24 protein-coding genes are annotated in these 24,884 nt (G+C 74.1%); 17 read left to right on the forward strand and 7 right to left on the reverse strand.

What is annotated here, in order from left to right; all coding sequences use genetic code 11:
* Positions 1–126 precede the first annotated feature (126 nt).
* Both ABZ836_RS28515 and ABZ836_RS28520 read right to left on the reverse strand, forming a co-directional pair.
* Positions 127–2,565 (reverse strand): SpoIIE family protein phosphatase, encoded by a 2,439-nt coding sequence (locus tag ABZ836_RS28515; protein ID WP_356129759.1) that lies wholly within the window; start codon positions 2,563–2,565, stop codon positions 127–129.
* Positions 2,566–2,752: 187 nt separating this feature from the next.
* Positions 2,753–7,333: a HAMP domain-containing protein gene (locus tag ABZ836_RS28520; protein ID WP_361146908.1), complete on the reverse strand. Its 4,581-nt coding sequence runs from the start codon at positions 7,331–7,333 to the stop codon at positions 2,753–2,755.
* A gap of 495 nt (positions 7,334–7,828) precedes the next feature.
* Here ABZ836_RS28520 and ABZ836_RS28525 point away from each other — a divergent pair, with 495 nt between their 5' ends.
* From ABZ836_RS28525 to ABZ836_RS28550, 6 genes are read left to right on the forward strand one after another with little or no spacing between them, the layout of a single operon-like run.
* Complete coding sequence (locus tag ABZ836_RS28525) at positions 7,829–8,677, forward strand: STAS domain-containing protein (RefSeq protein WP_356129677.1); 849 nt, start codon at positions 7,829–7,831, stop codon at positions 8,675–8,677.
* Positions 8,674–9,051, forward strand: coding sequence for an STAS domain-containing protein (locus ABZ836_RS28530; protein ID WP_356129679.1), 378 nt, complete (start codon positions 8,674–8,676; stop codon positions 9,049–9,051). The genes ABZ836_RS28525 and ABZ836_RS28530 overlap by 4 nt, the downstream gene beginning before the upstream one ends.
* Positions 9,048–9,473, forward strand: coding sequence for an anti-sigma regulatory factor (locus tag ABZ836_RS28535; protein WP_356129681.1), 426 nt, complete (start codon positions 9,048–9,050; stop codon positions 9,471–9,473). Before ABZ836_RS28530 ends, ABZ836_RS28535 begins: the two co-directional genes overlap by 4 nt.
* A complete protein-coding gene (locus ABZ836_RS28540; protein ID WP_356129683.1) occupies positions 9,461–10,714 on the forward strand; it encodes an ATP-binding SpoIIE family protein phosphatase in 1,254 nt (417 codons plus the stop codon). Before ABZ836_RS28535 ends, ABZ836_RS28540 begins: the two co-directional genes overlap by 13 nt.
* Before the next feature lie 32 nt (positions 10,715–10,746).
* Positions 10,747–12,531, forward strand: coding sequence for an ATP-binding protein (locus ABZ836_RS28545; RefSeq protein ID WP_356129685.1), 1,785 nt, complete (start codon positions 10,747–10,749; stop codon positions 12,529–12,531).
* The gene (locus ABZ836_RS28550) at positions 12,528–14,192 is read left to right on the forward strand and encodes a fused response regulator/phosphatase (RefSeq protein ID WP_361146914.1); all 1,665 of its coding nucleotides are present in this window, start codon (positions 12,528–12,530) and stop codon (positions 14,190–14,192) included. The genes ABZ836_RS28545 and ABZ836_RS28550 overlap by 4 nt, the downstream gene beginning before the upstream one ends.
* Positions 14,193–14,224: 32 nt before the next feature.
* Here the strand turns inward: ABZ836_RS28550 and ABZ836_RS28555 are convergent, their stop codons facing one another.
* The 5 genes from ABZ836_RS28555 to ABZ836_RS28575 form a co-directional block, all read right to left on the reverse strand.
* A complete protein-coding gene (locus ABZ836_RS28555; RefSeq protein WP_361146917.1) occupies positions 14,225–14,581 on the reverse strand; it encodes a DUF6343 family protein in 357 nt (118 codons plus the stop codon).
* Positions 14,582–14,688: 107 nt separating this feature from the next.
* Positions 14,689–15,336 (reverse strand): phosphoribosyltransferase family protein, encoded by a 648-nt coding sequence (locus tag ABZ836_RS28560; RefSeq protein WP_361146920.1) that lies wholly within the window; start codon positions 15,334–15,336, stop codon positions 14,689–14,691.
* A 133-nt stretch (positions 15,337–15,469) separates the two neighbouring features.
* On the reverse strand, positions 15,470–16,138 hold the full coding sequence (locus ABZ836_RS28565; protein ID WP_361146923.1) for a dienelactone hydrolase family protein: 669 nt from the start codon (positions 16,136–16,138) through the stop codon (positions 15,470–15,472).
* A 38-nt stretch (positions 16,139–16,176) separates the two neighbouring features.
* On the reverse strand, positions 16,177–17,043 hold the full coding sequence (locus ABZ836_RS28570; RefSeq protein ID WP_361146926.1) for a cytochrome c oxidase assembly protein: 867 nt from the start codon (positions 17,041–17,043) through the stop codon (positions 16,177–16,179).
* On the reverse strand, positions 17,043–17,612 hold the full coding sequence (locus tag ABZ836_RS28575; RefSeq protein WP_356129697.1) for a DUF2243 domain-containing protein: 570 nt from the start codon (positions 17,610–17,612) through the stop codon (positions 17,043–17,045). The genes ABZ836_RS28570 and ABZ836_RS28575 overlap by 1 nt, the downstream gene beginning before the upstream one ends.
* A gap of 200 nt (positions 17,613–17,812) precedes the next feature.
* Here ABZ836_RS28575 and ABZ836_RS28580 point away from each other — a divergent pair, with 200 nt between their 5' ends.
* The 11 genes from ABZ836_RS28580 to ABZ836_RS28630 all read left to right on the forward strand — a co-directional run bounded on the left by ABZ836_RS28580 (position 17,813) and on the right by ABZ836_RS28630 (position 24,869).
* Positions 17,813–18,139 carry a gas vesicle protein gene (locus ABZ836_RS28580; RefSeq protein WP_361146930.1) on the forward strand — a complete coding sequence of 109 codons (327 nt, stop codon included), beginning with the start codon at positions 17,813–17,815 and terminating at the stop codon, positions 18,137–18,139.
* A 30-nt stretch (positions 18,140–18,169) separates the two neighbouring features.
* On the forward strand, positions 18,170–18,817 hold the full coding sequence (gene gvpJ / locus ABZ836_RS28585; protein ID WP_356129701.1) for a gas vesicle protein GvpJ: 648 nt from the start codon (positions 18,170–18,172) through the stop codon (positions 18,815–18,817).
* Positions 18,818–18,822: 5 nt separating this feature from the next.
* Positions 18,823–19,650, forward strand: coding sequence for a GvpL/GvpF family gas vesicle protein (locus ABZ836_RS28590; protein ID WP_356129703.1), 828 nt, complete (start codon positions 18,823–18,825; stop codon positions 19,648–19,650).
* Between the two features lie 5 nt (positions 19,651–19,655).
* Positions 19,656–19,946 carry a gas vesicle protein GvpG gene (locus tag ABZ836_RS28595; RefSeq protein ID WP_356129705.1) on the forward strand — a complete coding sequence of 97 codons (291 nt, stop codon included), beginning with the start codon at positions 19,656–19,658 and terminating at the stop codon, positions 19,944–19,946.
* Positions 19,943–20,605, forward strand: coding sequence for a hypothetical protein (locus ABZ836_RS28600; protein ID WP_361146934.1), 663 nt, complete (start codon positions 19,943–19,945; stop codon positions 20,603–20,605). The genes ABZ836_RS28595 and ABZ836_RS28600 overlap by 4 nt, the downstream gene beginning before the upstream one ends.
* A gap of 5 nt (positions 20,606–20,610) precedes the next feature.
* Positions 20,611–21,690, forward strand: a complete 1,080-nt coding sequence (locus ABZ836_RS28605) for an SRPBCC family protein (RefSeq protein WP_361146937.1) — start codon at positions 20,611–20,613, stop codon at positions 21,688–21,690.
* Between the two features lie 5 nt (positions 21,691–21,695).
* Complete coding sequence (locus ABZ836_RS28610; RefSeq protein ID WP_356129761.1) at positions 21,696–22,073, forward strand: gas vesicle protein; 378 nt, start codon at positions 21,696–21,698, stop codon at positions 22,071–22,073.
* Positions 22,070–22,909, forward strand: a complete 840-nt coding sequence (locus ABZ836_RS28615) for a GvpL/GvpF family gas vesicle protein (protein WP_361146940.1) — start codon at positions 22,070–22,072, stop codon at positions 22,907–22,909. The genes ABZ836_RS28610 and ABZ836_RS28615 overlap by 4 nt, the downstream gene beginning before the upstream one ends.
* A 38-nt stretch (positions 22,910–22,947) precedes the next feature.
* Positions 22,948–23,157 (forward strand): gas vesicle protein, encoded by a 210-nt coding sequence (locus tag ABZ836_RS28620; protein WP_356129763.1) that lies wholly within the window; start codon positions 22,948–22,950, stop codon positions 23,155–23,157.
* 7 nt (positions 23,158–23,164) lie between these two features.
* Complete coding sequence (locus tag ABZ836_RS28625) at positions 23,165–23,458, forward strand: gas vesicle protein K (protein ID WP_361146943.1); 294 nt, start codon at positions 23,165–23,167, stop codon at positions 23,456–23,458.
* 169 nt (positions 23,459–23,627) lie between these two features.
* Positions 23,628–24,869 carry a hypothetical protein gene (locus ABZ836_RS28630; protein ID WP_361146946.1) on the forward strand — a complete coding sequence of 414 codons (1,242 nt, stop codon included), beginning with the start codon at positions 23,628–23,630 and terminating at the stop codon, positions 24,867–24,869.
* Positions 24,870–24,884 lie beyond the last annotated feature (15 nt).

The raw sequence follows: 24,884 nt of genomic DNA on the forward strand, positions 1-24,884 counted from the left end.
GTGTCGGAGTGGACGACCTCGCCCGGGGCGATCTCGGCACGCACCGCCGGCTCCTCGGTGATGCCGTTGTCGACGCCGAGGAGCTCGTGGTCGCAGCCGGGGCCCACGGCCGTGTCGCGGACGGGGTCAGAGCACCCGGATGCCGATCAGGCAGGTGTCGTCGTCGGTGTCCGACTTGCTGTGGGTGAGCAGGCCGTCCAGCCGCTGCTCCAGGCCGGCGGTCGGCTTGCGGGCGGTGGACAGCAGGCGGCTCAGGGAGTCCTGGACGGACTCGTCGCGGCGCTCGACCAGGCCGTCGGTGTACATCAGCAGCGTGTCGCCCGGGTCGAGCTGGAGCTCGGCCTCCTCGTAGGTCGCCTCGGAGAGGGCGCCCAGCAGGATGCCGCCGGCCGGCTGGAGCGGCGACGCCTTCTCCCCGCGGACCAGCACCGGCGGCAGGTGTCCGGCCCGGGCCCAGCGCAGGGTGCGGGTCTCCGGGTCGTACAGGCCGCACACGGCGGTGGCCGTGACGTGCTCGGTGAGGTAGTGGGCGACGATGTTGAGCCAGGCCAGCAGCTGGCCGGGGCCGGCGCCGGTGACCGCGAGGCCGCGCATGGCGTTGCGGAGCACGACCATGCTGGTGGCGGCCTCGATGCCGTGTCCGGCGACGTCGCCGACGCAGAGCATGACCTGCTTGGAGGGCAGCACCACCACGTCGTACCAGTCGCCGCCGACCATGGACTCCGACTCGGCAGGCCGGTAGCGCACCGCGACCTGCAGCCCGGGGCTCTCCATCCCGGAGTGGCTGGGCGGCATGATGGCGTGCTGGAGCTGCAGGGTGAGCCGGTTGCGTTCGGCGGCCTGCTGCTCGGTGTGGGCGAGCTGGTCGCGGGTGGCGGCCAGCGCCACCTCGGTCCAGTGCTGGGCGGAGATGTCCTGGTAGGCGCCCCGCACCGAGCGCAGCCGGTTGTCCTCGTCGAGGACGGGCTCGGCGACCACCCGGATGTGGCGGGTGATGCCGTCGGGCCGCTGGAGGCGGAACGCGGCCGAGGCGGCCCTGCGGTGGTGCAGGACGGCGCGGACGAAGCGTCCGATGGACACGGCGTCGTCGGGGTGGGCGTGCGCCGCCATCTCCTCCAGCGACACCGGGCGGGTGTGGTGCGGCAGCCCGTACAGGTCGAAGAGCTGGTCGTTCCAGACGATCTCGCCGGTGAGGACGTTCTCCTCGAAGCCGCCGATCCGGCCGAGGCGCTGCGCGTGCTGGAGCAGGTTGGCCAGCCGCGCCGTGTCGTCCTCGACGCGCCAGATGAGCAGCACGCTGCTGCCGTGCCGGCTGACGCTGATGTCGACGGTGGTGTCCAGCGGCACCTGGTCGACGAGCGTGGTCAGGGTCATCCCCCGGGAGCGGTAGGCCTCGCCGGTGGCGTAGACGCGCTCGATCTTCTCGAAGAGGCCGCTCTCCCCCATCGCCAGCGGGTACGACTCGAGCAGCAGGGTCCCGCCGACGGCGTTGCGGGGCCGTCCGGCGGGGTCGGTGAAGCTGCTGTTGACGTGGTGGATCCGGAAGTCGGCGAGCCGGCCGTCGGGCCACACGTGGGGGGTGAGGACCAGCGCCGGGTCGTACAGGCCCTCGGCGAGGTCGACCAGCTCGGACAGGTCCTGCGGGACGCGCCAGGTGTCCACCGGCGGGGTGACCGCGGCGCCGGGGCCGCCCTCCAGGGTGTGGGCGCACAGCTCGGCGAGCGCCTCGATCTGGCGCAGGATCTGCGGGGGGTGCTGTTCGAGCGGCCCGGGCCAGCAGATCTCCAGGATGCCGTGGATGCGGCCGCCGGTCCCGGCCGGGACGGCGATCCGGCCGCCGCGCGGGTTCTGGGACCAGCCGATGGACGGCATCGCGGAGGACGGCTGGGTCTCGGCGCGGAAGGTGCGCCGGTCGGTGAGCGCCTGCCGGGCCAGCGTGCACACGCCCGGCGGCACGTAGCGCCAGCGGCCCGCCTCGTCGGCGGCGAAACCGGCGTGCCCGACCAGGGAGAGCGACGCGTCGGCGCCGGCCGCCCAGACGGCGACCGCGGTGGCGCCGAGCGGGGTCAGGGCGTGCTCGAGCAGCGACTCGGCGACCGCCTGGGTGTCCCCGGCGGCGGCCGCGCCGCTCTCGGCGGTCCGCAGGCGGACGGCGACGGTCGCCGCGTCCTCGGCCTCCAGGACGTCCTGGTCGGCGGCGTCCTCGTGGTCGTCGTCCCCGGCCGCTCCGGTCGCGCGCCGGACGAAGTCGGCGGCTACCTCGGTGACGTGGTCGCGGGCGGCCTGGTTGACGATGTCGGCCGCGAGCTCGAGCTGGGAGAGGCCGGACTCCTCGGCGAGCGCGGCGAGCTGGCGGCCCGCCGCGGTTGGCCCGCAGCCCAGCCGCTCGATCAGCACGCCCTTGGCCAGCTCGATCAGCGCCCGCCCGTCGGCCGCCGCCTGGGCCGCCCGGATCTCGTCGCGCAGCCGCGCCACGGTGGCCGCGAGCCGCCCCATGCCGGCGGCCGTCTCCGCGTCCTGCGCGTCGGCGCCCTCCGCGCCCGGTCCGCTCCTGGCAACGGGCACCAGTGAACCCTCCGCGTCGGCGGACGCGTCCACCGGCACGGAATCGACGGGGTTCTCCTGAGTGCTCACGGTGCTGCAGTGCTCCTCGGTCGGCGGTCGGCGGTTGTCGGGTCGGTCACGGATCGGGTCGGGGCCGGTCACGGTCGGGACCGGGGCGCGGGGCGCCGCGGCGCCCCGCGCCGGCCGGTCATGCGGACAGCCAGCGCTCGATGCAGGCGATCAGGTCGTTCGCGTCCACCGGCTTGGTGACGTAGTCGCTGGCCCCGGAGGCCAGGCTCTTCTCCCGGTCGCCGGGCATCGCCTTGGCGGTGACCGCGATGATCGGCAGGTCCGTGTAGCGCGGGTCCTGCCGGATCGCCGAAGTAGCCGTGTACCCGTCCATCTCCGGCATCATCACGTCCATCAGGATCAGGTCGATCTCCGGGTGGCCGTGCAGCGCCTCGATGCCCTTGCGGCCGTTCTCCGCGTGCAGCACCTCGATGCCCTGGAGCTCGAGGATGCCGCTGAGCGCGTACAGGTTGCGGGCGTCGTCGTCGACCACCAGCACGGTCCGCCCGGCCAGGCTGCCGGCCACGGTCCGCGCGGGCTGCCGGCGGCTCTCCTCCTGGCGCACCAGGGGCACCACGTCGCCGGGCTCCTCCGCGGACAGGTGCAGGGTGATCCGCTCCCGCAGCTCGTCCAGGCTGGAGATCAGCTCCAGCGGCCGCATCCGGGACAGGAACTGCAGCTGCTGCTCCTGGGCGACCTCCAGGCGCCGGCTGTTGTGCGCCAGCACCGGCACGCTGCTGAGCGCGCTGTCGCCGTCCATCGCGCGGAGGAAGCGGATGGCCTCCTCCTCGGGCATGTCGATCTCGAGGACGACGCAGTGGAACGGGCCGGCGGCCAGGCTCTCGGCCGCCTCCTGGGCGCCCACCGCGGTGATCACCTCTATGTCGCCGACGGGCTTGCCGATGGCGGAGCTGCCCGCCAGGTCGCCGACGGCGCTCTCGGCGACGAGGGACAGCAGGCCGCGGCTGCGCTCCTCGACCACCAGCAGGCGCCGCCGGGGGCGGGGTTCGGCGGCCGGACGGTTCTCCGGGGCGGGCGCGGCCGGGCCGTCGGCGGCGGCCCGCAGCGCGGGCATCGCAGCGGCGCCCCCGAGGGCGTTCTCCCAGTCGCCGCGGGCGACGGGCAGGTAGAGGGTGAAGGTGCTGCCCTCGCCGACGGCGGAGCGGGCGGTGACCGCGCCGCCGAGCAGGTGGGCGATCTCCCGGCTGATGGACAGGCCGAGGCCGGTGCCGCCGTACTTGCGGCTGGTGGTGCCGTCGGCCTGCTGGAAGGCGCCGAAGATGGCCTCCAGGTGCTGCTCGGCGATGCCGATGCCGGTGTCCTTCACCTGGAAGGCGAGGACCGGGCCGCCGCGGTGCACGAAGGGCGGCACCTCCTCGGGCGTGGCGGTCTCGATGCGCAGCTCCACGCTGCCGTGCTCGGTGAACTTGACGGCGTTGGAGAGCAGGTTGCGCAGGACCTGCCGCAGCCGGGCGTCGTCGGTGAGGAGTTCCTGCGGGACGCCGGGCGCGGTGGTGACGGTGAAGTCGAGGTTCTTCTGGGTGGTCATCGGCCGGAAGGTGGCCTCGACGTACTCCACGAGCTGGCGCATCGGCACCTGCTCGGGGTTGATGTCCATCTTGCCCGCCTCGACCTTGGACAGGTCGAGGATGTCGTTGATCAGCTGCAGCAGGTCGGAGCCGGCCGAGTGGATGATGCCGGCGTACTCGACCTGCTTGGGCGTCAGGTTCCGGGTCGGGTTCTGCGCCAGCAGCTGGGCCAGGATCAGCAGCGAGTTGAGCGGGGTGCGCAGTTCGTGGCTCATGTTGGCCAGGAACTCCGACTTGTACTTCGAGGCCAGCGCCAACTGCTGGGCGCGGGTCTCGAGTTCCTGCCGGGCCTGCTCGATCTCCAGGTTCTTGGTCTCGATGTCCCGGTTCTGCGCGGCCAGCAGCGCGGCCTTCTCCTCCAGCTCGGCGTTGGAGCGCTGGAGTTCGTCCTGCTGCACCTGGAGTTCGGCGGAGCGGGCCTGGAGTTCGGCGGTGAGCCGCTGGGACTCGTCGAGCAGTTCGTCGGTGCGGGCGTTGGCGACGATGGTGTTGACGTTGACGCCGAGCGTCTCCATCAGCTGCTCCAGGAAGGCCTGGTGCACGTGCTTGAACGGCGAGAAGGAGGCCAGTTCTATGACGCCGAGCACCTGCTCCTCCACCACGATCGGCAGCACCACCAGGCTGCACGGGGCGGACTCGCCGAGCCCGGAGGAGATGGCCACGTAGTCGGCCGGCACCTCCTGGACGACGATGGTGCGGCGGCTGCGCGCGGCCTGGCCGACGAGCGACTCGCCGAGCCGGAAGCGGGCGTGGCCCTCGAAGGCGGTGGGCCGCCCGTAGGAGCCGACGAGGCTCAGCTCGGTGTTCCCGTCGTGCTCCTCGGCGAGGTAGAAGGCGCCGTACTGGGCGGAGACCAGCGGGGTGAGCTCGTCCATGACGAGTTCGGCGACGACGGCGAGGTCGCGGTGGCCCTGCATCAGGGACGAGAACTTCGCCAGGTTGGACTTGAGCCAGTCCTGCTCCAGGTTGGCGCGGGTGGTCTCGCGCAGGGACTCCACCATCGAGTTGATGTTGTCCTTGAGCTCGGCGACCTCGCCGGAGGCGTCAACGGTGATGGAGCGGGTCAGGTCGCCCTCGGCGACGGCGCTGGCGACCTCGGCGATGGCCCGCACCTGGCGGGTGAGGTTGCCGGCCAGCTCGTTGACGTTCTCGGTGAGCCTCTTCCAGGTGCCGGAGACGCCCTCGACCTCGGCCTGGCCGCCGAGGCGGCCCTCACTGCCCACCTCGCGGGCCACGCGGGTGACCTCGGCGGCGAAGGAGGACAGCTGGTCGACCATCGTGTTGATGGTGGTCTTGAGCTCCAGGATCTCGCCGCGGGCGTCGACGTCGATCTTCTTGGAGAGGTCGCCGCGGGCCACGGCGGTGGTCACCAGGGCGATGTTGCGCACCTGGTTGGTGAGGTTGTTCGCCATGGAGTTGACGTTGTCGGTCAGGTCCTTCCAGGTGCCCGCCACGTTGGGGACGCGGGCCTGGCCGCCGAGCTGGCCCTCGGTGCCCACCTCGCGGGCCACGCGGGTGACCTCGTCGGCGAAGGCGGAGAGGGTGTCGACCATGGTGTTGATCACGCCGGCCAGCGCGGCGACCTCGCCCTTGGCCTCGACGGTGATCTTCTGCGACAGGTCGCCCTTGGCGACCGCGGTGGCGACCTGGGCGATGGACCGCACCTGACCGGTCAGGTTGGAGGCCATCACGTTGACGTTGTCGGTGAGGTCCTTCCAGGTGCCGGAGACGCCCCGCACGGTCGCCTGCCCGCCCAGGTTGCCCTCGGTGCCCACCTCGCGGGCCACGCGGGTGACCTCGTCGGCGAAGGCGGAGAGCTGGTCGACCATCGTGTTGATGGTCTCCTTGAGCTCCAGGATCTCACCGCGGGCGTCCACCCGGATCTTCTGGGTGAGGTCGCCCTGGGCGACCGCGGTGGTGACCTCGGCGATGGACCGCACCTGCGCGGTGAGGTTGTCGGCCATGACGTTGACCGATTCGGTGAGGTCCTTCCAGGTGCCGGAGACGCCCTTGACGTCCGCCTGGCCCCCGAGGCGTCCCTCGGTGCCCACCTCGCGGGCCACCCTGGTGACCTCGTAGGAGAACGCGGAGAGCTGGTCGACCATCGTGTTGATGGTGTTCTTCAGCTCCAGGATCTCGCCGCGCGCGGTGACGGTGATCTTCTGCGACAGGTCGCCCTTGGCGACCGCGGTGGCGACCTGGGCGATGGACCGCACCTGGGCGGTCAGGTTGCCGGCCATGGAGTTCACCGAGTCGGTGAGGTCGCGCCAGGTCCCGGAGACGCCCTTGACGTCGGCCTGGCCGCCGAGGATGCCCTCGGTGCCCACCTCCCGCGCCATGCGGGTGACCTCGTCGGCGAAGCTGGAGAGCTGGTCGACCATCGTGTTGATGGTGTTCTTCAGCTCCAGGATCTCGCCCCGGGCGTCGACGGTGATCTTCTGCGACAGGTCGCCCTTGGCGACCGCGGTGGTCACCTGGGCGATGTTGCGGACCTGGTCGGTCAGGTTGCCGGCCATGAAGTTGACGGAGTCGGTCAGGTCGCGCCAGACGCCGCCGACGCCGGGGACCTGGGCCTGGCCGCCGAGGCGGCCCTCGCTGCCGACCTCGCGGGCGACGCGGGTGACCTCGTCGGCGAAGCTGGAGAGCTGGTCGACCATCGTGTTGACGGTGTTCTTCAGCTCCAGGATCTCGCCCCGGGCGTCGACGTCGACCTTCTGCGACAGGTCGCCCTTGGCCACCGCGGTCGCCACCTGGGCGATGTCGCGGACCTGGGTGGTGAGGTTACCGGCCATGGCGTTCACCGAGTCGGTGAGGTCGGCCCAGGTGCCGGAGACGCCGGGCACCTCGGCCTGACCGCCCAGCGTGCCCTCGGTGCCGACCTCGCGGGCGACCCGGGTCACCTCGGAGGTGAACAGCGAGAGCTGGTCGACCATGCCGTTGAAGACGGTCGCGATCTCGCCGAGGAGACCGTCCTCCTCGGCGGAGAGCCGGGTTCCGAAGTCGCCGTCGCGCACGGCGGTGAGACCGGCCAGGAGCTGCCTCAGCTCCGCGTCGCCGATCTTGCCGCCCCCACGCGAGGACCGCGACCGCGACGCACCGCGCGTACCTTCGACCGCCGCCGCCTCAGCCACGACCGACCTCTTTCCTTGCTCGTTGTCATGACGCGGGAGCGCCATGACGAAAGGCCGCACGGCGAACTCGACGCATACCCGCGGTCCGCCGTCTCATGCCTACGCCATCCGGGCTTCCCGAACGACAGCTTGGGAGGCTACTTCACCTTGTGAAGGAAGTGAAAACGCCGCTCGCCGCCCATGGTCGACAGGCGCGATTTCCGGCCGTCCTCACCCCCGCCCCCTCCGTCCACCGTACGGCCGGGCCGGAGCTGACGCCAGGGAACCACCCCCGGACCACCGCGAAGCGGACGTGGCCGACACCACACCCGCGCGGAAGTTTCGCAGGTGTGCACGGGCCGCGCGGGGGTATCGGGAGCCTGTTGTTTTTCTGTCGTTCTGGTCCCGCGCTCCTCGGCGCGGCCTTCCGGCCCGCCGTCCCACGGATCCGCGGTCGCCCGTGGGCCCGCCCGGACACCGCCGGTCGTCAGGGCGCGAACCGAAGGAGTTCAGCGGGTGGCAGGGCACGAAGAGTCGAGCAGGCTGGTCGAGCTGCTGACGGACAAGGACGACCGGCTCGCCTCGGGCTGGGTGGAGGCGGTCTCCCGCACGCTGCGCGGGCGCATGTCGCTGGCGGAACTCGAGCGCGAGCTCGGCGAGCTGTACACGGCCCTGGTGGACGGACTGCGCAAGGGGGGCCTGGACTGGCAGGGCGACGCCTACGCGGAACTGCGGGCGCTGCTCGCCGAGCTGTCCCGCAGCCGCGCCCGTCAGGGCTTCACCCCCACCGAGACGGCGACCAGCGTGCTGGCGTGCAAGGACGTCCTGGCGCCCACGGTGGACACCGCGGCCGACGACATCCACGCCTACCTGCAGCTCGGCAAGCTGATGGACGCCCTGGCGCTGTTCACCCTCGAGATATACGCGCGGACCCGTGAGGAGATCATCAGCGCCCAGTCCGAGCAGCTGATGGAGCTGTCCACGCCGGTGGTGAAGCTGTGGGAGGGCGTGGTCGCCGTCCCGCTGGTGGGCACCCTGGACTCGGCCCGCACCCAGGTCGTGATGGAGAAGCTGCTCCAGGCCCTGGTGGACGCCGACGCCGACCAGGCGATCATCGACATCACGGGGGTGCCCGCGGTCGACACCGAGGTCGCCCAGCACCTGCTGAAGACCGTGGTGGCCGCCCGCCTGATGGGCGCCGAGTGCATCATCTCCGGCATCCGCCCGCAGATCGCGCAGACCATCGTCGCGCTGGGCATCCAGTTCGGGGACATCGTCACCAAGGCCTCGCTGGCCGACGCCCTCAGCCACGCCCTGGCCCGCCGGTCCGCCGATCTCACCACGACCTCGGGCGGTCGGGCGTGACCGAGCGCGTACCCGTCCTCAAGATCGGCGACGTCCTGCTGGTCTCCATCCAGGTGGACCTGGAGGACCAGATCGTGCTGGACCTCCAGGAGGACCTGGCCGCCCGGATCGTGGAATCCGGAGCGCGGGGCGTGGTGATCGACATCACGGCCGTGGAGATCGTCGACTCGTTCGTGGGACGCATGCTGGCCACCACGGCGGCCATCTCCCGGATGCTCGACGCCGAGACGGTCGTGGTCGGCATGCGGCCCGCCGTGGCGATCACCCTGGTGGAGCTGGGCCTGTCGCTCGGCGGCGTCCGGACGGCCCTCTCCCTCGAGAAGGGCCTGGCCATGCTCGCCCGGTCGGACGGCGACCGTCCGGCACGACGATGAACAGTCCACTGCCCGAGCTCGACGAGGACCAGGAGACGATGCCGATCGCCTCCAACGACGACGTGGTCCGGGCCCGGCAGCTGGTGCGCACCCTCGCCCAGCGCTGCAAGCTGTCGCTGGTCGACCAGACCAAGCTGGTGACCGCCGCGAGCGAGCTCGCGCGCAACACCCTGGTCTACGGGGGCGGCGGCGTGCTGCGGATCGGCCTGGTCCGGCGGGCCGGCCGCACCGGCGTGAGCGCGGTCTTCGACGACTCCGGCCCCGGCATCGCCGACATCGACCAGGCGCTCACCGACGGCTGGACCTCCGGCGGCGGCCTCGGACTGGGCCTCAGCGGCGCCCGCCGCCTGGTCGACGAGTTCACCCTGGACACCGAGGTCGGTGGCGGCACCCGGGTCGCGGTGACCAAATGGGCGCGCTGATCCCGGCCGTCCTGGACGCGGAGGACGTGGTCTGGCTCCGTGACCAGGAGTCCTTCCCCGCGGCGGCCAGGATCGCCGCCGTCTCGGTGGCGCGGCGGATCGGCTTCGACGAGCAGCGGTGCGCCGAGGTGGCCCTCGCGGTGAGCGAGGCCGCCACCAATCTGCGCCGGCACGCGGTCGACGGCGCGCTCCTGCTGCGGGTGGTGCGGACCCCGCAGCACGCCGGGGTGGAGTTCGTGACGACCGACGCCGGCCCCGGCATGGCGGACGTGTCGCGGTCCCTCACCGACGGCACCTCGACCGCGGGCACGCTCGGCATCGGCCTGGGCGCGATCTCCCGCCTCGCCGACACCTTCCGCCTGCACTCCCTGCCGGGCCGGGGCACCGTCCTGACGGCCCGCTTCTGGACCACGGCCGCCGACCGCCGCGCCCTGGCCGCCGTGAGCCCGCTGGTGGAGGGCCTGACGCGGGCGATCACGGGCGAGGAGGTCTGCGGCGACGCCTGGGCCGCCCGCCGGGTCGGCGCGCCCGCGTCCGGCAGCGGCCCGGCGCCGGACACCGTGCCCGGGGAGGGCACCGCCCCCGGCGGGCGCGGCACGCGTCCCGAACGGCCCGCCCCCGCCCCCGTGCTCGGCTGGGCGCAGCTCACCGGGCTGCGGCCCGCGCACGACGACGTCCGCCTGCCGCCCGGCGGCCCGGCCGCCCGTCCCGTCGGCGACGGGCGCGACGGCGAGGGCGCGCTGCTGGTGATGTGCTGCGACGGCCTGGGCCACGGGCCCCTCGCCGGCCGGGCGGCGCAGGCCGCGGTGAGCGCGTTCCGCTCCTCCCGGGCGGAACATCCCGAGGCGATGCTCGCCGACCTCCACAGGGCGCTGCGCGGCGGACGCGGCGGCGCCGTCGCGGTGGTGCGGATCGAGCCGAGCACCCGCAGCGTGTACTTCTGCGGCGTCGGCAACATCAGCACCTTCGTCGTCGACCCCGGGAGCGGCACCCGGCGTTCCCTGCCGTCGGCCCCCGGCATCGTGGGACACCAGATGCCGACCCTGCGGACCGTCCGCCAGGACCTGCCGCCGGGCGGCGCGGTCGTCATGCACTCGGACGGCCTCACCGAACGCTGGCAGGCCTCCGCCATGCCGGGGTTCCTCGACCACACCCCGCTCGTGGCGGCCGCGCAGTTGCTGCGGGAGGCGGGCGTGCGACGGGACGACGCGGGCGTGGTCGTCGCCAAGGGGCCGTGGTGAACGCGGCCGGGCCCTCGGCGACGGACCCGCTGATGTCACTGTCCCTCACCACCGAGCAGGACGTCTTCGTGCTGCGCCGGAGCGGGAAGACGGTGGCCGAGGCGCTGGGCGTGGAGCCGCAGGACCAGATCCGCCTGGCGACCGCCCTGAGCGAGCTGGGCCGCGACCTGCTCGCCACCCGCGAGCTCACCGTCCGCTGCGTCCTGGTGCACGCGGCGCGTCCGACGCTGCGGTTCACCCTGATCTGGAAGGACGGCCCGGGCCCCGGCGGGGAGGCGCTGACCGCGGCCTCCCGGCTGGTGTCGCTGGACCGCACGGCCGAGGGGCGGGGCGTGGTGATCGAACAGCCGCTGGGCGCGGACGTGCTCCCGCCCGAGCTCGTCGAGCGGGCCCGGGAGGCGCTCGGGGCCCACAGGGGGACGACCGCGCTGGACGACGCGCGGGCCCAGACCGCCGACCTGATAGCGGCACTGGAGGAGTCCCGGGCCCAGCGTGAGGAACTGAGCCGCCTGAACGCCGAGCTGGAGGAGACCAACCGCGGGGTGATGGCCCTCTACTCGGAGCTCTCCGAGGAACTGGAGGAGACCAACCGGGGAGTGGTCGCCCTGTACGCCGAACTGGAGGAGAAGTCCGACCAGTTGCGGGAGGCCAGCGAGGCCAAGACCAGGTTCTGGGCCAACGTCAGCCATGAGCTGCGCACCCCGGTCAACGCCGTGGTGGGACTGGCGCGGCTGCTGCTGGAGTTCGACGTGGAGCGGCTGAACGAGGAGCAGCACCGGCAGGTGCAGCTGATCTCCGCCTCCGGGGCGACGCTGCTGGCGCTGGTGGACGAGCTGCTGGACGTCGCCAAGGCCGAGTCGGGCCGGCTGGAGCCGACCTGGGGGCCGGTGGACCTGCGGGCGCTGCTCGGGCAGTTGCGGGGCACCCTGCGCGGCTACGCCCGGCACGGCGACGCCGAACTGGTCGTCGCCGAGCCGGAGCTGCACATCGTGAGCGACGACGTGATGCTCACCCGGATCCTGCGGAACCTGCTCTCCAACGCCCTGAAGTTCACCGAGTCGGGCACGGTGCGGCTGGACGTCGCCGCCGAGGCGGACGAGGTCGTGTTCACCGTGACCGACACCGGTGTGGGGATCCCGCAGGAGGAGCAGCAGCAGATCTTCGAGGAGTTCTACCAGGTGCGCGGCCCGCACCAGCGGGGCCGTTCGGGCACCGGGCTGGGCCTGCCGTACGCGCGCCGGCTGACCGAGCTGCTGGGCGGCTCGCTCACCCTGACCAGTGTCGCGGGGACCGGCACCGAGGTCGTCGTGCGGCTGCCCGCGCGTCCGGCCGCCGGAGACGACGGCCCGGCGGAGCCGCTGATCACGGTCCTGGTGACGGTGGACGACGACGCGGCGTTCCGCGCGAGCGTCCGCCCGCTGCTGGACCGGCTCGCCGGGCGGGTGGTGGAGGTCGGCCTGGGCTGCCGGGCGGGCGACGTGGTCCGCGCGGAGCGGCCGGACGCCGTCCTCCTGGACCTGCACATGCCCGACGTGGACGGCTACGCCGTGCTGGACGGGTTCGCCGCCGACCCCGAGCTCCGCGGCATCCCGGTCATCGTGGTGACCTCGGCGCCCGGGGAGTGCCTGGACCGCGGCCGGCTCCGGCACGCCCGGGCGGTGCTCGGCAAGTCGTCGCTGACGCCGGCCCGGCTGGCGGCGGTGTTCGCGGAGCACGTGACGCCCGCCGGGCGGGGGACGGAGGGGGCACAGGAGACGGAGGGGGCACGGAGGACGGGCGGGACAGCGGGGGTCACCAGGAAGGACCCACGGCCGTGAGCCCTTGTTTCCAGAACGACAGCGCCGTCGCCACGGTGCTGGTGCTCGACGACGACGACACCAAGCGGTACATCATCGGCAGCTGGCTGCGCCGGGCCGGCCACACGGTGGTGGAGGCCGCCGACGGCGGGGAGGGCCTGGCCCTGCTCGCCGGGGCCCCGGACGGGCAGCTGCCGGAGCTGGCCGTGGTCGACGTCCGGCTGCCCGACATGAGCGGCTTCGAGGTCTGCGAGCAGATCAAGGCCGACCCTCGGACCGCCTCGCTGCCGGTGATCCACATCTCGGCCACGGCCATCGAGGTCAGCGACCGCACCCAGGGCCTGCACCGGGGCGCGGACGCCTACCTCACCGACCCGATCGCTCCGGACGAGCTGCTGGCCACGGTCACCGCCGCGCTGCGCTACGCCCGCGCCCGCCGCCGCGCGGAGCGGCTCGCCGCCCGGGTGTCGGCCCTCAACAGCAGCACGCTGGCGGTGTACGGGGCGCGGGACGGCCGCGCGTTCACCGAGGCGGCCGCCGCGGGCGCGGCCGCGCTGATGCTGTCGCCGGCGGTGGCGGTCGCCCTGAGCCCGGACAACCGGACCCTGCACGTCGCCGCCGTCGACCGGGCGCCGGCCCCGGGCGCCGACCCGGTCGCGGGGGACGTCGCGCCGGTGAAGATGTCGGAGGCCGAGCCGCGGCTGCTCGACCTGCTGGCGGGCCGGATGCTCGGGGAGGGCACCGGAACCGCCACGGCGGTCCTGCCGGGGGCGGAGTGGCGGGCGCTGGTCTGCCGGGAGGACGGCGCCGAGGCCGACGTGTTCGCCGGCGAGGTGGCCCTGGTCCTGGCCCGCACCAAGAAGGGGCGGCCGCCGGTGGCGCTGGCGGTGAGCGGCGAGGCGGTCGCCGGGGTGGACGACCGGGAGCTGCTCTCCCAGCTCGCCCAGGCCTGCGCGCTGGCGCTGGAGGCGCTGCGCTCCCGCAGCGAGGAGCACGCCCTGGTGCTCACCCTCCAGCGCACCTTCCTGCCGGACCGCCTCCCCGAGGTGCCCGGCGTGGACCTCGCGGTGCGCTACGCGCCGGCCGCCGACGACTCGGAGATCGGCGGCGACTTCTACGAGGTCATCGAGACGCCCGCCGGGCTGCTGCTCGCCATCGGTGACGTGGCGGGGCACTCCCTGGAGGCGGCGATGGTCATGGGCGAGGTGCGGCACGCGCTGCGCGCCTACGCCATCGAGGGCCACGACCCCAGAACCCTGCTGGACCGCCTGGACGCCCTGCTGACCCGGCTGCGGCCGTCGACGACGGTCACCGTCTGCCTGGTGCTGGTGGAGCCCGGCGCCCGGTGCGTCCAGGTCGCCAACGCCGGGCACATCCCGCCCCTGCTGCGGCACCCGGACGGCTCCACCCGCTACCTGACCGAGCACGGCCCGCTGCTCGGGCTCAACGTGCGGCATCCACCCGGGGTGACCCACGAGGTGCCCGAGGGCTCCACCCTGCTGCTGGTCACCGACGGGCTGATCGAGGTACCGGGCACCGACCTGGGCGACAGCCTGGACGAACTGGCGGTCGCCCTCACCGACGCGCCGGGCCCGATCGACGACCTGTGCGACCTGCTGCTGGAGCGGTTCGGCCGGGAGAAGACCGACGACATCGCCCTCCTGGCCGCCCGGCTCGGCTGATCCGCCGACCGGGCCGATCCTCGCCGGTGACGTCAGCCGCCCCGCCGGCCTCCTCGGCCGCCGCCCCGTTCACGACGGCGCCGCCGCAGCACCACCAGCAGGTCGAGCGCGGCGAGCAGGGCGACCACCGCGCAGACGACGGTGGTGCCGACGAGCGTGCCGCGCGAGGGGCTCTCCCCCGGTCCGGCGTCCGCCGCCCAGAGGGCGAAGAAGACGGTCAGGGCGACGAAGACCGGCAGGAAGACCGCGGACAGCAGCAGCCGCAGCCCCAGGGCGCTGCGGGCGGTGACCGGTTCGGTGCCGGTGCGGGGACTGCGGCGTCCGATGGTCCCCGAGTTCCTGCGGGTGACCGGCTCCTCGTCACGGCGACCGGTGTTCTTCCTGTCCATGACGTCATCTCCTCTCCGTCGCCGGTGGCGGTGGCGGTGGCCGTGGGTCGGCGGCGGTGGCGGTGGGTCGGCGGCAGTGGCCGTGGGTCGGCGGCGGTGGCGGTGGGTCAGCGGCGGTGGGTGGCCAGGGTGGCGACGACCTCCTCGTCGGTCACCTGCTCGAAGTCGTCGTACCAGAGGCCGACCGCCTGGAAGTCCCGCGGCTGCCGCAGGCAGACCACGTCGTCGGCAACTTCCCGCAGCGCGGAGACGGCCTCGGGCGCGCCGACCGGCACGGCGAGGATCAGCCGGGAGGGGTCCTGGCGGCGCAGGTGGCGCAGGGCGGCGCGGGCCGTGGCGCCGGTGGCCAGGCCGTCGTCGACCAGGATCACGGCGCGTCGGCCGACGTCCGGCGCGGGACGGTCGCCGCGGTAGCGCAGGGAGCGCCGCCGCAGTTCCTCCCGCTCGCGGGCCACGTCCTCGGCGAGGCGCTCCTCGGTCAGCCCGAGCACCGTCAGCGACCTCCGGTCGAACAGGGGCGGGTCGTCCCCCACGACGGCGCCGATGCCCGTCTCCCGGTGGCCCGGGATGCCGATCTTGCGCACCACCAGCACGTCCAGCGGCACGCCCAGGGCCCGGGCGACCTCCGCGCCGACCGGCACGCCGCCGCGGGGCAGCGCCAGCACCACGGGCTCGAAGAGCTCTCCGTCGGAGGCCCACTCCATGAAGCGGAGGCCGAGTTCCTGTCCGGCTTCCCGGCGGTTGTGGAATCGCATGACCTGGTGTGCCTCTCCCTCGATGGCCCGTGGCGGGTGGCGGGTGGCCCGGTGGCGGGTGGCCGGTGGCTGGCGTCGGCCGGCTCCCGTAACCTCCGGGTTCCTGCCGCCCGGCGCCCGAAACGGCGGCTCCTCACCCGGCGGGGCGGCCCCCGCCGGTCAGGTGCTCGCGGAACCAGTCCCCGGCGGCGGCGGTGACCTCCTCCAGCGCGCCCGGCTCCGGGAAGAGGTGCGTGGCGCCCGGGACGACGTGGACGCTCGGGACTCCCGGAAGCAGCCGCGCGGCCTCCTGGTTGAGGCCGAGGACGAGTTCGTCGGCGCCGCCGACGATCAGCAGGACGGGCGCGGCGACCCGGGGCAGGGCGTCGCCCGCCAGGTCCGGCCGCCCGCCGCGGGAGACCACCGCGGCCACCCGCGCAGGCCGCCCCGCGGCGGCCACCAGGGCCGCGGCGGCGCCGGTGCTCGCCCCGAAGAGGCCCAGCGGCAGGTCCGCGGTGTCCGGGCGGTCCGCCAGCCGGTCGACGGCGTCCGCGAGCCGCCCGGCCAGCAGTCCGACGTCGAACCGCAGCCGGGCCGTGGCGTCGTCCTCGCGTTCCTCGACGGGGGTCAGCAGGTCCATCAGCAGCGTGCCGAACCCCGCGTCGCGCAGCCCCGCGGCGACCGCCCGGTTGCGGGGGCTGTGGCGGGAGCTTCCGCTGCCGTGTGCGAACAGCACCACGCCGCGCGCCCCGGGAGGGACGGCCAGGTCGCCGTGCAGGGCGACGCCCTGCGAGGGGATCTCGACGGCTTCCTCGGAGACCATGTCCGCTCATCTCCCTCGGGTCTGCTGGGGGGCGGCCGTCATCCCGTTCCGGGTACCCGCCGCCGCAGCCCGCGTACCGGTGCCGCCGCGGCGGTGCGGCGCTCGGGCCGCCAGGTCGCCACCAGGGCACCCGCCAGCAGGAGCTCGGCGAGGTCCCCGCCGTAGTACATGAGCTCGGCGCCCTGCCGGAGCTCGGCGGCCGGGGCGTGGACGTACGGGGAGAAGCCGCCGTAGAGGGCCTGCGAGACCAGGGCGTGCGCGGCGATCGCGACGCCGAGGTGGACCAGCCGGACGGGCACGCCGGGGCGGGACGGCGCGGGGTCGGGGCCCGCGACGGCGTGGGCGAAGAGGCAGCCCGAGGCGAGGAAGTGCAGGTGCAGCAGCCAGTGCCCGGCCGGGTGGGCGGTGGCGGCCCCGTACAGCGGCGTGAAGTACAGCAGCGCCAGCGTGCCGGTGCTCAGCAGCAGCGCCACGGTGGGATGCGACACGGCCCGCACGGGCCCGCTGTGCAGCAGCGCCGTCACCCGGCGGGCCCGGTGGGCGGGCAGGGTGCGCAGCAGCAGGGTGACCGGCGCGCCCAGCACCAGGGCGAGCGGGGCGTACATGCCGATCAGCATGTGCTGGGCCATGTGCGCCCGGAAGTCCGTGTGCCCGGCCGGGCCGAGCGGCGGGAGCAGGGCCAGGGCGAGCAGCGCCAGCCCGGTCAGGAAGGAGGCCGAGCGCCAGGCGTTCCACCGCCGTGCCGGGTTGCGCCGGCCGGCCCGCCGCGCGGCGAGCAGGTAGCCGCACGCCGGGGCCGCCAGGACCAGGAGGGTCAGGGCGGGCCCGGCCAGGTCCGGGAGACCGGGGACGCCGGGGAGGCCGGGGGACCCGCCGTCGTGGTGATGGTGAGGGCCGTGCTCCATCAGCCGCGGCCGCCCCGGGCGATCCGCTCCGCGCCGCGCGGGGCGGAGGGGTCGACGGAGCGTCCGCCGCGCCGCACCAGGTGGCCGGCGACCAGGAGCAGCACGCCGAGCGCCAGGAACGCGGCGTCCCACCAGCCCTGGTGGTCACCGGCGCGTACGTGGTGGATGCCGAGGATCTGATGGTTCAGAAGTCCCTCGACGATGTTGAACACGCCCCAGCCGAACAGCACCCATCCCCAGAGCACCCGTGAGGTCCATACCGCCCGCCGCTCGTGCGTCACCCGCCCGTACAGGACGCCCAGGCCCGCGAGGACGAGGATCCAGCACAGCGCGTGGAAGAAGCCGTCCCAGACGGTGTTCATCTGCAGCCCGGGGACGGTGCGCGGGTCGTAGAACTTCACCCCGATCCGGTCCTGGTCGGTGCTGGAGAGGAGGTGGTGCCAGCGCAGGATCTGGTGGAGCAGGATGCCGTCGACGAAACCTCCGAGGCCCGCGCCCAGCAGGATGCCGGGCAGCCGGAGGCTGTTGGGCGTCGCGGTGAGCGCCCGCGGGCCGTCTTCCGTGGCCATACGTCTTTTCCGTTCCGTCGAAGGGGCGTCGGGTGGCGCCGTGGCGCCGTGGCGCCGTGGCGCCGACGAGGCTTCCAGGGCGTCGCACCGTCCGGGCACGGTTTCCCGCCCGGTCGCTTCCGAACCGCCCGGTGGAGGCGGTGACCCGGTCGGCCCAACTGCGCAAGCGGCGTTACGGGTTATGCGGCAAAGGTGGACCCATGGCAGACAACGGTGAACGGCGACGCGCCACGGCCACGGCCACCCGGCGCGCACCGCGAGGACGCGAGGTCCGCACCGCGGCCGACGCGGCGCGGTGCGCCTCGCAGGAGCTGGCGGAGCTCGTCCGGCACCCCCAGGAAGGCGTGTCGGCGGTCGGCAGGACCGAGGAGGGCGGCTGGACCGTCGTCCTCGACGTGCTGGAACTGGCCCGCATCCCCGACACCACCAGCCTGCTCGCGACCTACGAGGTGGAACTGGACGCCGAGGGCCGGATGCTCCAGTACTGCCGCACCGCTCGCTACCGGCGCGGGGGCGCCGACCAGTAGGCGCACGCACCCCATCCGGAAGGAACGCTGATGACCGTCGTGACTCCGTCCCCGTACGCCGACGAGCTCGCCTGTGTGCCGCGGGCGGGCACCCTGTACGACGTCCTCGACCTGATTCTCGACCGGGGCATGGTCATCGACGTCTTCGTCCGTGTCTCGCTGGTGGGCATCGAGATCATCAAGATCGACGCCCGGATCGTCGTGGCGAGCGTCGACACCTATCTGCGGTTCGCCGAGGCCTGCAACCGGCTCGACCTGGAGCGGACCTCGCGCAGCAAGACCGTGCCGGAGCTCTTCGGCGGCGGCTCGGTGGGCAGGACGGCCGTGAAGGCCGGCGCGCGCAAGGCAGGCCGTTCCCTCGGCGACCGGGTGCGCGGTGTCCTCGGGCACGACGGCGCCGGCCGTGAGGAGGTGGCTGCCGCGGAAGGCGAGGAGGAGCTCGGGGGCGCGGAGGGGTACGCCGGGGACGAGCTCGACGAGGAGTACGAGGAGCGGCCCCGGCCGCGGCGGAGCCGCAGGAGCGAGCCGGACCGGCGGCGGCCGGCCGGGACCGCCCGCGACCGGGACCGCGCGCGTGACCGTGCTCACGGTCGCGACCCCGGCCGGGGACGCGACCGTGAGCGGGGGCGTGAGCGTGACCGCGACCGGCCGCGTGCCCGTCGCCGCGCGGAGGCGTGATCGCCGTGACCACCGCCCCCTCCGCCCTGTCCTCCGCCTCCCGCTCCCCCTCCCCCTCCGGCTCGCGCGCGGCCCCGGCCGGCCGGCCGGTCGCCACCGGTTCGCTCTACGTGTACGGCGTCACCGAGGCCGGTGTCCGGGCGCCCCGCGCCGAGGGCGTGGACGGCGCCCGGGTCCGGCTGTTGGCCTCCTCCGGGCTGGCCGCCGCGGTCTCGGCGGCGCCCGCCGAGATCCGTGCCCGCCGCCGGCACCTGCTGGCGCACCAGACCGTGCTGGGCGAACTGGCCCGGCAGGGACCCGTCCTGCCCATGCGGTTCGCCGTGCTCGCCCAGGACGAGGACACCCTGGCGTCCTACCTGCGCGAGCAACGCCACCACTTCGAGGCGCAGTTGGAGCGGATCCGCGGCTGCGTCGAGATGAACGTCAAGGGCGAGACGGTCCCCGGCTGCTTCGAGGACCTGGTCCTGCGGGACGAGAAGCTGCGGGACCTGGCCCGGCGTACCCGCCGCCGCCCCGACTACGACGCCAACGTCCGGCTGGGCGAGGCGCTGGCCCGCGCGGTCACCCGGGAGGGCCGCCGCGCGGCGCGCGAGGTGCTGGCCGGGCTCACGCCGCTGGCCCGCCGGACGGCCCGGGGCGACGTCGACGACACCGTCGTGCTGAGCGGCTCCTTCCTGGTGCCCGAGGACGCGGAACAGGACTTCCGCCGGGCCGTCGAGGAGCAGGCCCGGCGGCACGGGGCCCGGATCCGGCTCAGCGTGACGGGGCCGCTCCCCTGCTACAGCTTCGTGGACGCGCCCACGACCGCCGCTCCCGGCCCGGCGGGGAGGTAGCGCCCGTGGGGCTGTTCACCGAGATCCTGCTGCTGCCGTTCGCCCCGGTCCGGGGCACCTTGTGGATCGCCGACCAGGTGGCCCGTGAGGCCGAGCGGCAGGCCCGTGACCCGCGTCGGGCGCAGGCGCGGCTGGCCGCGCTGCACCGTGCCCTGGACGAGGGCGCGATCGACGAGGCGACCTTCGAGAAGGAGGAGGACCGCCTCCTGAGGCTGCTGGAAGACCCGGTCCGCCGGGTGGGCGGCCGCCCACCCACCGCTCCCGCCGTCACCCGTACTCCCGAGGGACTTCGATGAACCAGAACTGCAAGGCGGCGATGGCCGCCGCCGTCGCCGGTGGCTATCTCCTGGGCCGCACCAAGAAGGCCAAGCTGGCGCTGGCCGTCGGCACCTACATCGCCGGGCGGCGCTTCAGCCTGTCCCCCGGCCGGCTCGCGGCCGAGGGACTCGGCAGGCTCAAGGAGACTCCGCAGTTCCAGGACCTCACCGACCAGGTGCGGCACGAACTGCTGAACGCCGGGCGCACGGCCGTCACCGCGGCCGCCCGCCGCAAGCTCCTCGACCTCAGCGACTCCCTGCGCGACCAGAGCGAGCGCCTGTCCGACGCGGCCTCCCGCCGCGGGAACGAGGACGGCGACGGCTACGACGACGACTACGACGACGAGGAACCGGCCGACGCGTACGACGACGGCGACGACACCGACGCCGCCGACACCTCCGACGGCGACGAGGACGCGCCGGAGGACGAGGTCGACGACCGCCCGGCGGCGGGCTCCGGCTCGCCGAGGCGGACCTCGGCGGGCTCGGCGGGGCTGCGGTCCTCGGCGTCGGGCCGGGGCACCGCCCGCCGGGCCACGGTCCGCCGTGCGGCGGCGACCGGTCCCGCGACGGCCAACGCCGCGGTGAAGAAGAGGTCGGCGACCACCTCGGGCTCCGGCGCCCGGCGAGGGAAGTGAGCGACATGGCGAACGGACAGCAGGAACGCGGCGGCCGCGGCCGGCAGGACGAAGGGCTGCCCTTCGACGAACTGAAGGACGCGCTGGGCGATCTGGTGGGGGCCATCGGCAGCAGCCTGGTGGCCAAGGCCGGTGACCGGCTCGGTGGCGTCACCGACCGCCTTCTGGACTCCGCGGAGGGCATGGGCGGCAAGGCGGGCGGCCTCGGCCGGATCGCGGGGCGGGTCGCCCAGGGCGACTCCCCGGCGAAGGCCATGGTGTCCGAGAAGGTCAAGGGCGTGAAGGACTCCGTCAAGGACAAGCTGACCGGCGGGGGCGGCGGCGGAGGCGGGGGGAAGGGCGGCGGGGGCGGCGTCAAGGCCACCAACATCGTCGAGGTCCTCGACGTGGCCGTCCCGCTGCGCACCGCCTACGACCAGTGGACGCAGTTCGAGGAGTTCAGCGGCTTCACCAAGGGCGTCCGCGGGGTGAGCCAGAAGGACGAGATCACCTCCGACTGGAACCTCAAGGTCGGCCCCTCCAGCCGCAGTTGGAAGGCCACCGTCCAGGAGCAGATCCCGGACGACCGGATCGTGTGGACCTCCGAGGGCGCCAAGGGCAGCACCCGCGGCGCGGTCACCTTCCACGAGCTCGCCCCGCGGCTCACCCGGATCGTGGTGGTCGTCGAGTACTACCCGGCGGGCTTCTTCGAGAAGACCGGCAACCTGTGGCGTGCCCAGGGACGCCGTCTGCGCCTGGACCTGAAGCACTTCGCCCGGCACGTCACGCTGCACGGCGACGAGGAGCTGGAGGGGTGGCGCGGCGAGATCCGCGACGGCGAGGTCGTCCGCAGCCACGAGGAGGCGCTGGAGGACGAGCAGGCCGCCGAGGACGAGGACAGGGAAGAGGACGAGGACGAGGACGACGAGCCCTACGGCGAGGGCGGCGGGAACGGCTACGACGACGAGTACGCGGACGAGGACGACGTCGACGACGACCTCGGGGAGGACGAGGAGGACGAGGAGGACGAGGAGGACGAGGAGGAGGACGAGCCCGAGGACGAGGCGCCTCCCCGCCGCCGGCGCCGGAGGCAAGGAGCGTCGTGACGGACGTGACCGCGTGGGCCGACCCGGCGGACGGCACGGTCCACATCCCCGGCCCCAACAACAGCACCCTCGCCGACCTGCTGGAACGCATCCTCGACAAGGGCATCGTCATCGCGGGCGACATCAAGATCGACCTGCTGGACATCGAACTCCTCACCATCCGTCTGCGCCTGTTCATCGCCTCCGTGGAGACCGCGAAGAAGGCGGGCATCGACTGGTGGGAGACCGATCCCGCGATGTCCTCCCGCGCCGCCCGGGACGCCCTCACCCAGGAGAACGAGATGCTCCGCGAACGTCTCGCGGCCCTGGAGGACCGCCTCGACGACCGGGTCACCGGCACCCGCACGGAGCGCACGAGCACCACGGAGAGCCCCGCCCGATGAGCAGCAGCGAGACCGGAACCGTCACCTACCTCTTCGCCCTGAGCGCCGCCCGCCCGCCCGAGGAGGCGCTCTCCCCCGTCGCCGGGCACCCCGGCGGCGGGCCCCTGCGCACCCTGCGCGCCGGGCGGGTGCACCTCGTGGTGCAGGACGTCCCCGCCGCCGCGTTCGCCCGGGAGGCCCTGACCGACCGGCTCAACCGGCCCGAGGAACTGGAGCGCTGCGCCCTGGCCCACCACCGGGGCGTGGCGGCGGCGGCACCCTACGGGCCGGTGGTGCCGCTGCCGCTGGCCACGGTCTACCTGAACGACGGGAACGCGGTGGCGGCCGTGGCCTCCCAGGAGCGGACCGTGCTGGACGTCTTCGCGCGGCTGACCGGCCGGACCGAGTGGGCGGTCAAGGTGCACGCCGCCGCCCCGGAGACGGCTGCCGGGCCGCCCGCCTCCTCCGGGGAGGGCGGTCCCGGCGGCGGCCGGAGCTACCTCAGCCGCGCCAGCGCCCGGCAGCGCCGGGAACGCGACCGGCACGAGACGGCCCGTGCCGTGGCCCGCACGGTCGACCGGGCGCTGCGGGCGCACGCCGCCGACGCCACGTCGCACCGCCCGCAGAGCGAGCAGCTCACCGGACGCAAGGCGCCGCAGCTGCTGAACGCGGCCTATCTGGTCGACGACGACCGCCGCGCCGGGTTCCTCGCCGAGCTGCGCCGGCTGCGGGCCGACGACCGCCTGGCCGGGGTGGACGTCACCTGGTCCGGGCCGTGGGTGCCGTACTCCTTCGCCCGCCTGGACGAGCCGGTGCCCACCGCCCTCGCGGCGGCGGCCGGAGAGGGGGCCCGGTGATCCTGCCGGACGCCCGGGAGGACGGCCTCCCGCGCACCGTGCCGTGGGACGAGGAGGAGCCGTACGCGCCGATCGGCCTGCCCCTGGTCGACCTCCTCGACCGGGTGCTCAGCACGGGTGTGGTGGTCAGCGGCGACCTGGTCATCGCCATCGCCGACGTTCCGCTGGTGCGGGTCTCCCTGCACGCGCTGCTCTCCTCGGTCTCCGCCCGCACGCCGTCTCCCTGGGCCGACAGCGGCCCCCTGTGAGGACCCCATGGACCCAGCACCCGCGCCCGTTCCCCGCCGTCCGACCCTCGACCTCGACCCGGAACGCGTCGGCGACGGTCTGGCGCAGCTCGTCCTCACCGTCGTCGAACTGCTGCGCCAGCTCATGGAGAAGCAGGCGGTCCGCCGCTTCGAGGAGGGCGACCTCACCGCCGAGCAGGAGGACCGGCTCGGCACCGCCCTGATGCTGCTGGACAGCCGCATGGACGACCTGTGCGCCCAGCACGGTCTGTCCCGCGACGACCTCAACCTCGACCTGGGACCGCTGGGTTCGCTGCTCTGAGCGCCGCCAGGACGCGGGCAGGGGAGCGCGGCGCCCCGGACCGGCGCGCGCGGCGCCGATCTGGCTCAACTCGTCGTTGACGCCGCGCCCGGTCCTCACCAGACTCACGATCCCCACCAGTGCCGAGCCGGCTCCCCCCTGACCGGTTCGCCCCGAGCGGAGGTCATCCATGGCACGTCGTTCCGAACTCCCGTTAGCCCGGCCGCTGTCCGGCGGTCGCGCGCCGAGGCGCCGCCGGACCGGCGCCCTCGCCGCGGCCGCGCTGGCCCTGGGCGCCGTCGCGGCAGTCCCGCCGCAGGCCGCGTCGCCCACCGCCCCGGCCGCCCCGGCCCCGGCCGCCCAGGCCCCCGTCGCGGCGGCGGCGTGCGGCGACGGTGCCTACCAGGCGGAGGCCGTCCTGAACGGCAGCACCTGGACCGCGCGGCGCGGCTCCTCGACGGTGTACACCGGCACCGACCTGCGCGCCGCCGTGCAGGCGGCCGTCAACAGCCTCACTCCGGGCCGCACCGCCAAGGAGCGCGTGGTGGTGCGCGGTTCCGGCTCCATGTCGGCGGGCTCCCGCATCTCCCTGCCCAGTTACACCGTCCTCGACGTGTGCGGCACCATCAACGTCACCGGCAGCGGCACCGGCGACCAGGCCCCGGTGTACTCGCGCGGCACCCGCGACATCGAGGTCCAGCACCTCAACGTCACCGGCGCCCCGCTGTACGGCGTCTTCCTGCGCAACGTGCAGAACGTCGTCCTCGGCCGGATCGACATGCGGCTCTCCTCCGGCCTCGGGGTCCGCATCGACAACCGCGGCGACACCAGCCAGTGGACCCGCAACGTCCGCATCGACGACGTCTACGTGTCCGGCGCGTCCAGCCACGCCGTCGAGACCTACGGCGTCGACGGCCTGACCGTCGGCACGGTCACCGCCCGCGACGTCGGCGAGTCCGGCCTGCTCCTCAACCAGACGGTCAACGCCACGATCGGCCGGGTCGACGCGGAGAACGCGGGCACCGGCACCGGCTACGCGGCCTTCCGGATGGCCAACCGCAACGGCCGGGTGGGCAGTTCGTACCCCACCAACGTCCGGGTGGGCGAGGTGATCGCCCGCGGCGGCGGGCGCGGCGTCTTCTGCGTCTCGGAGAGCGGCGGCGCGGTCATCGACCGGGTGAGTCTCACCAACACCGGCAACAACGCGGTGCTGATCGAGAACTGCTACAACGTGACCCTCGCCGCGCAGAGCGGCACGGTGAGCGGCGGCGGCGAGATCCGCCTGGCGGCCCGCTCGGAGTTCCCGAACAACTCCGACATCTGGATCCAGAACCTCACGGTCACCAACTCGGCGATCCGTGAGAGCCCCTGCGGCACCAACACCACCTTCCGCAACAACACGCTGGTCAACAGCAGCCAGTCGGTCTGCTGACCGGCCCCCGTCCCG

The organism is Streptomyces sp. NPDC047130, assembly GCF_040643475.1.
Lineage (GTDB): Bacteria > Actinomycetota > Actinomycetes > Streptomycetales > Streptomycetaceae > Streptomyces.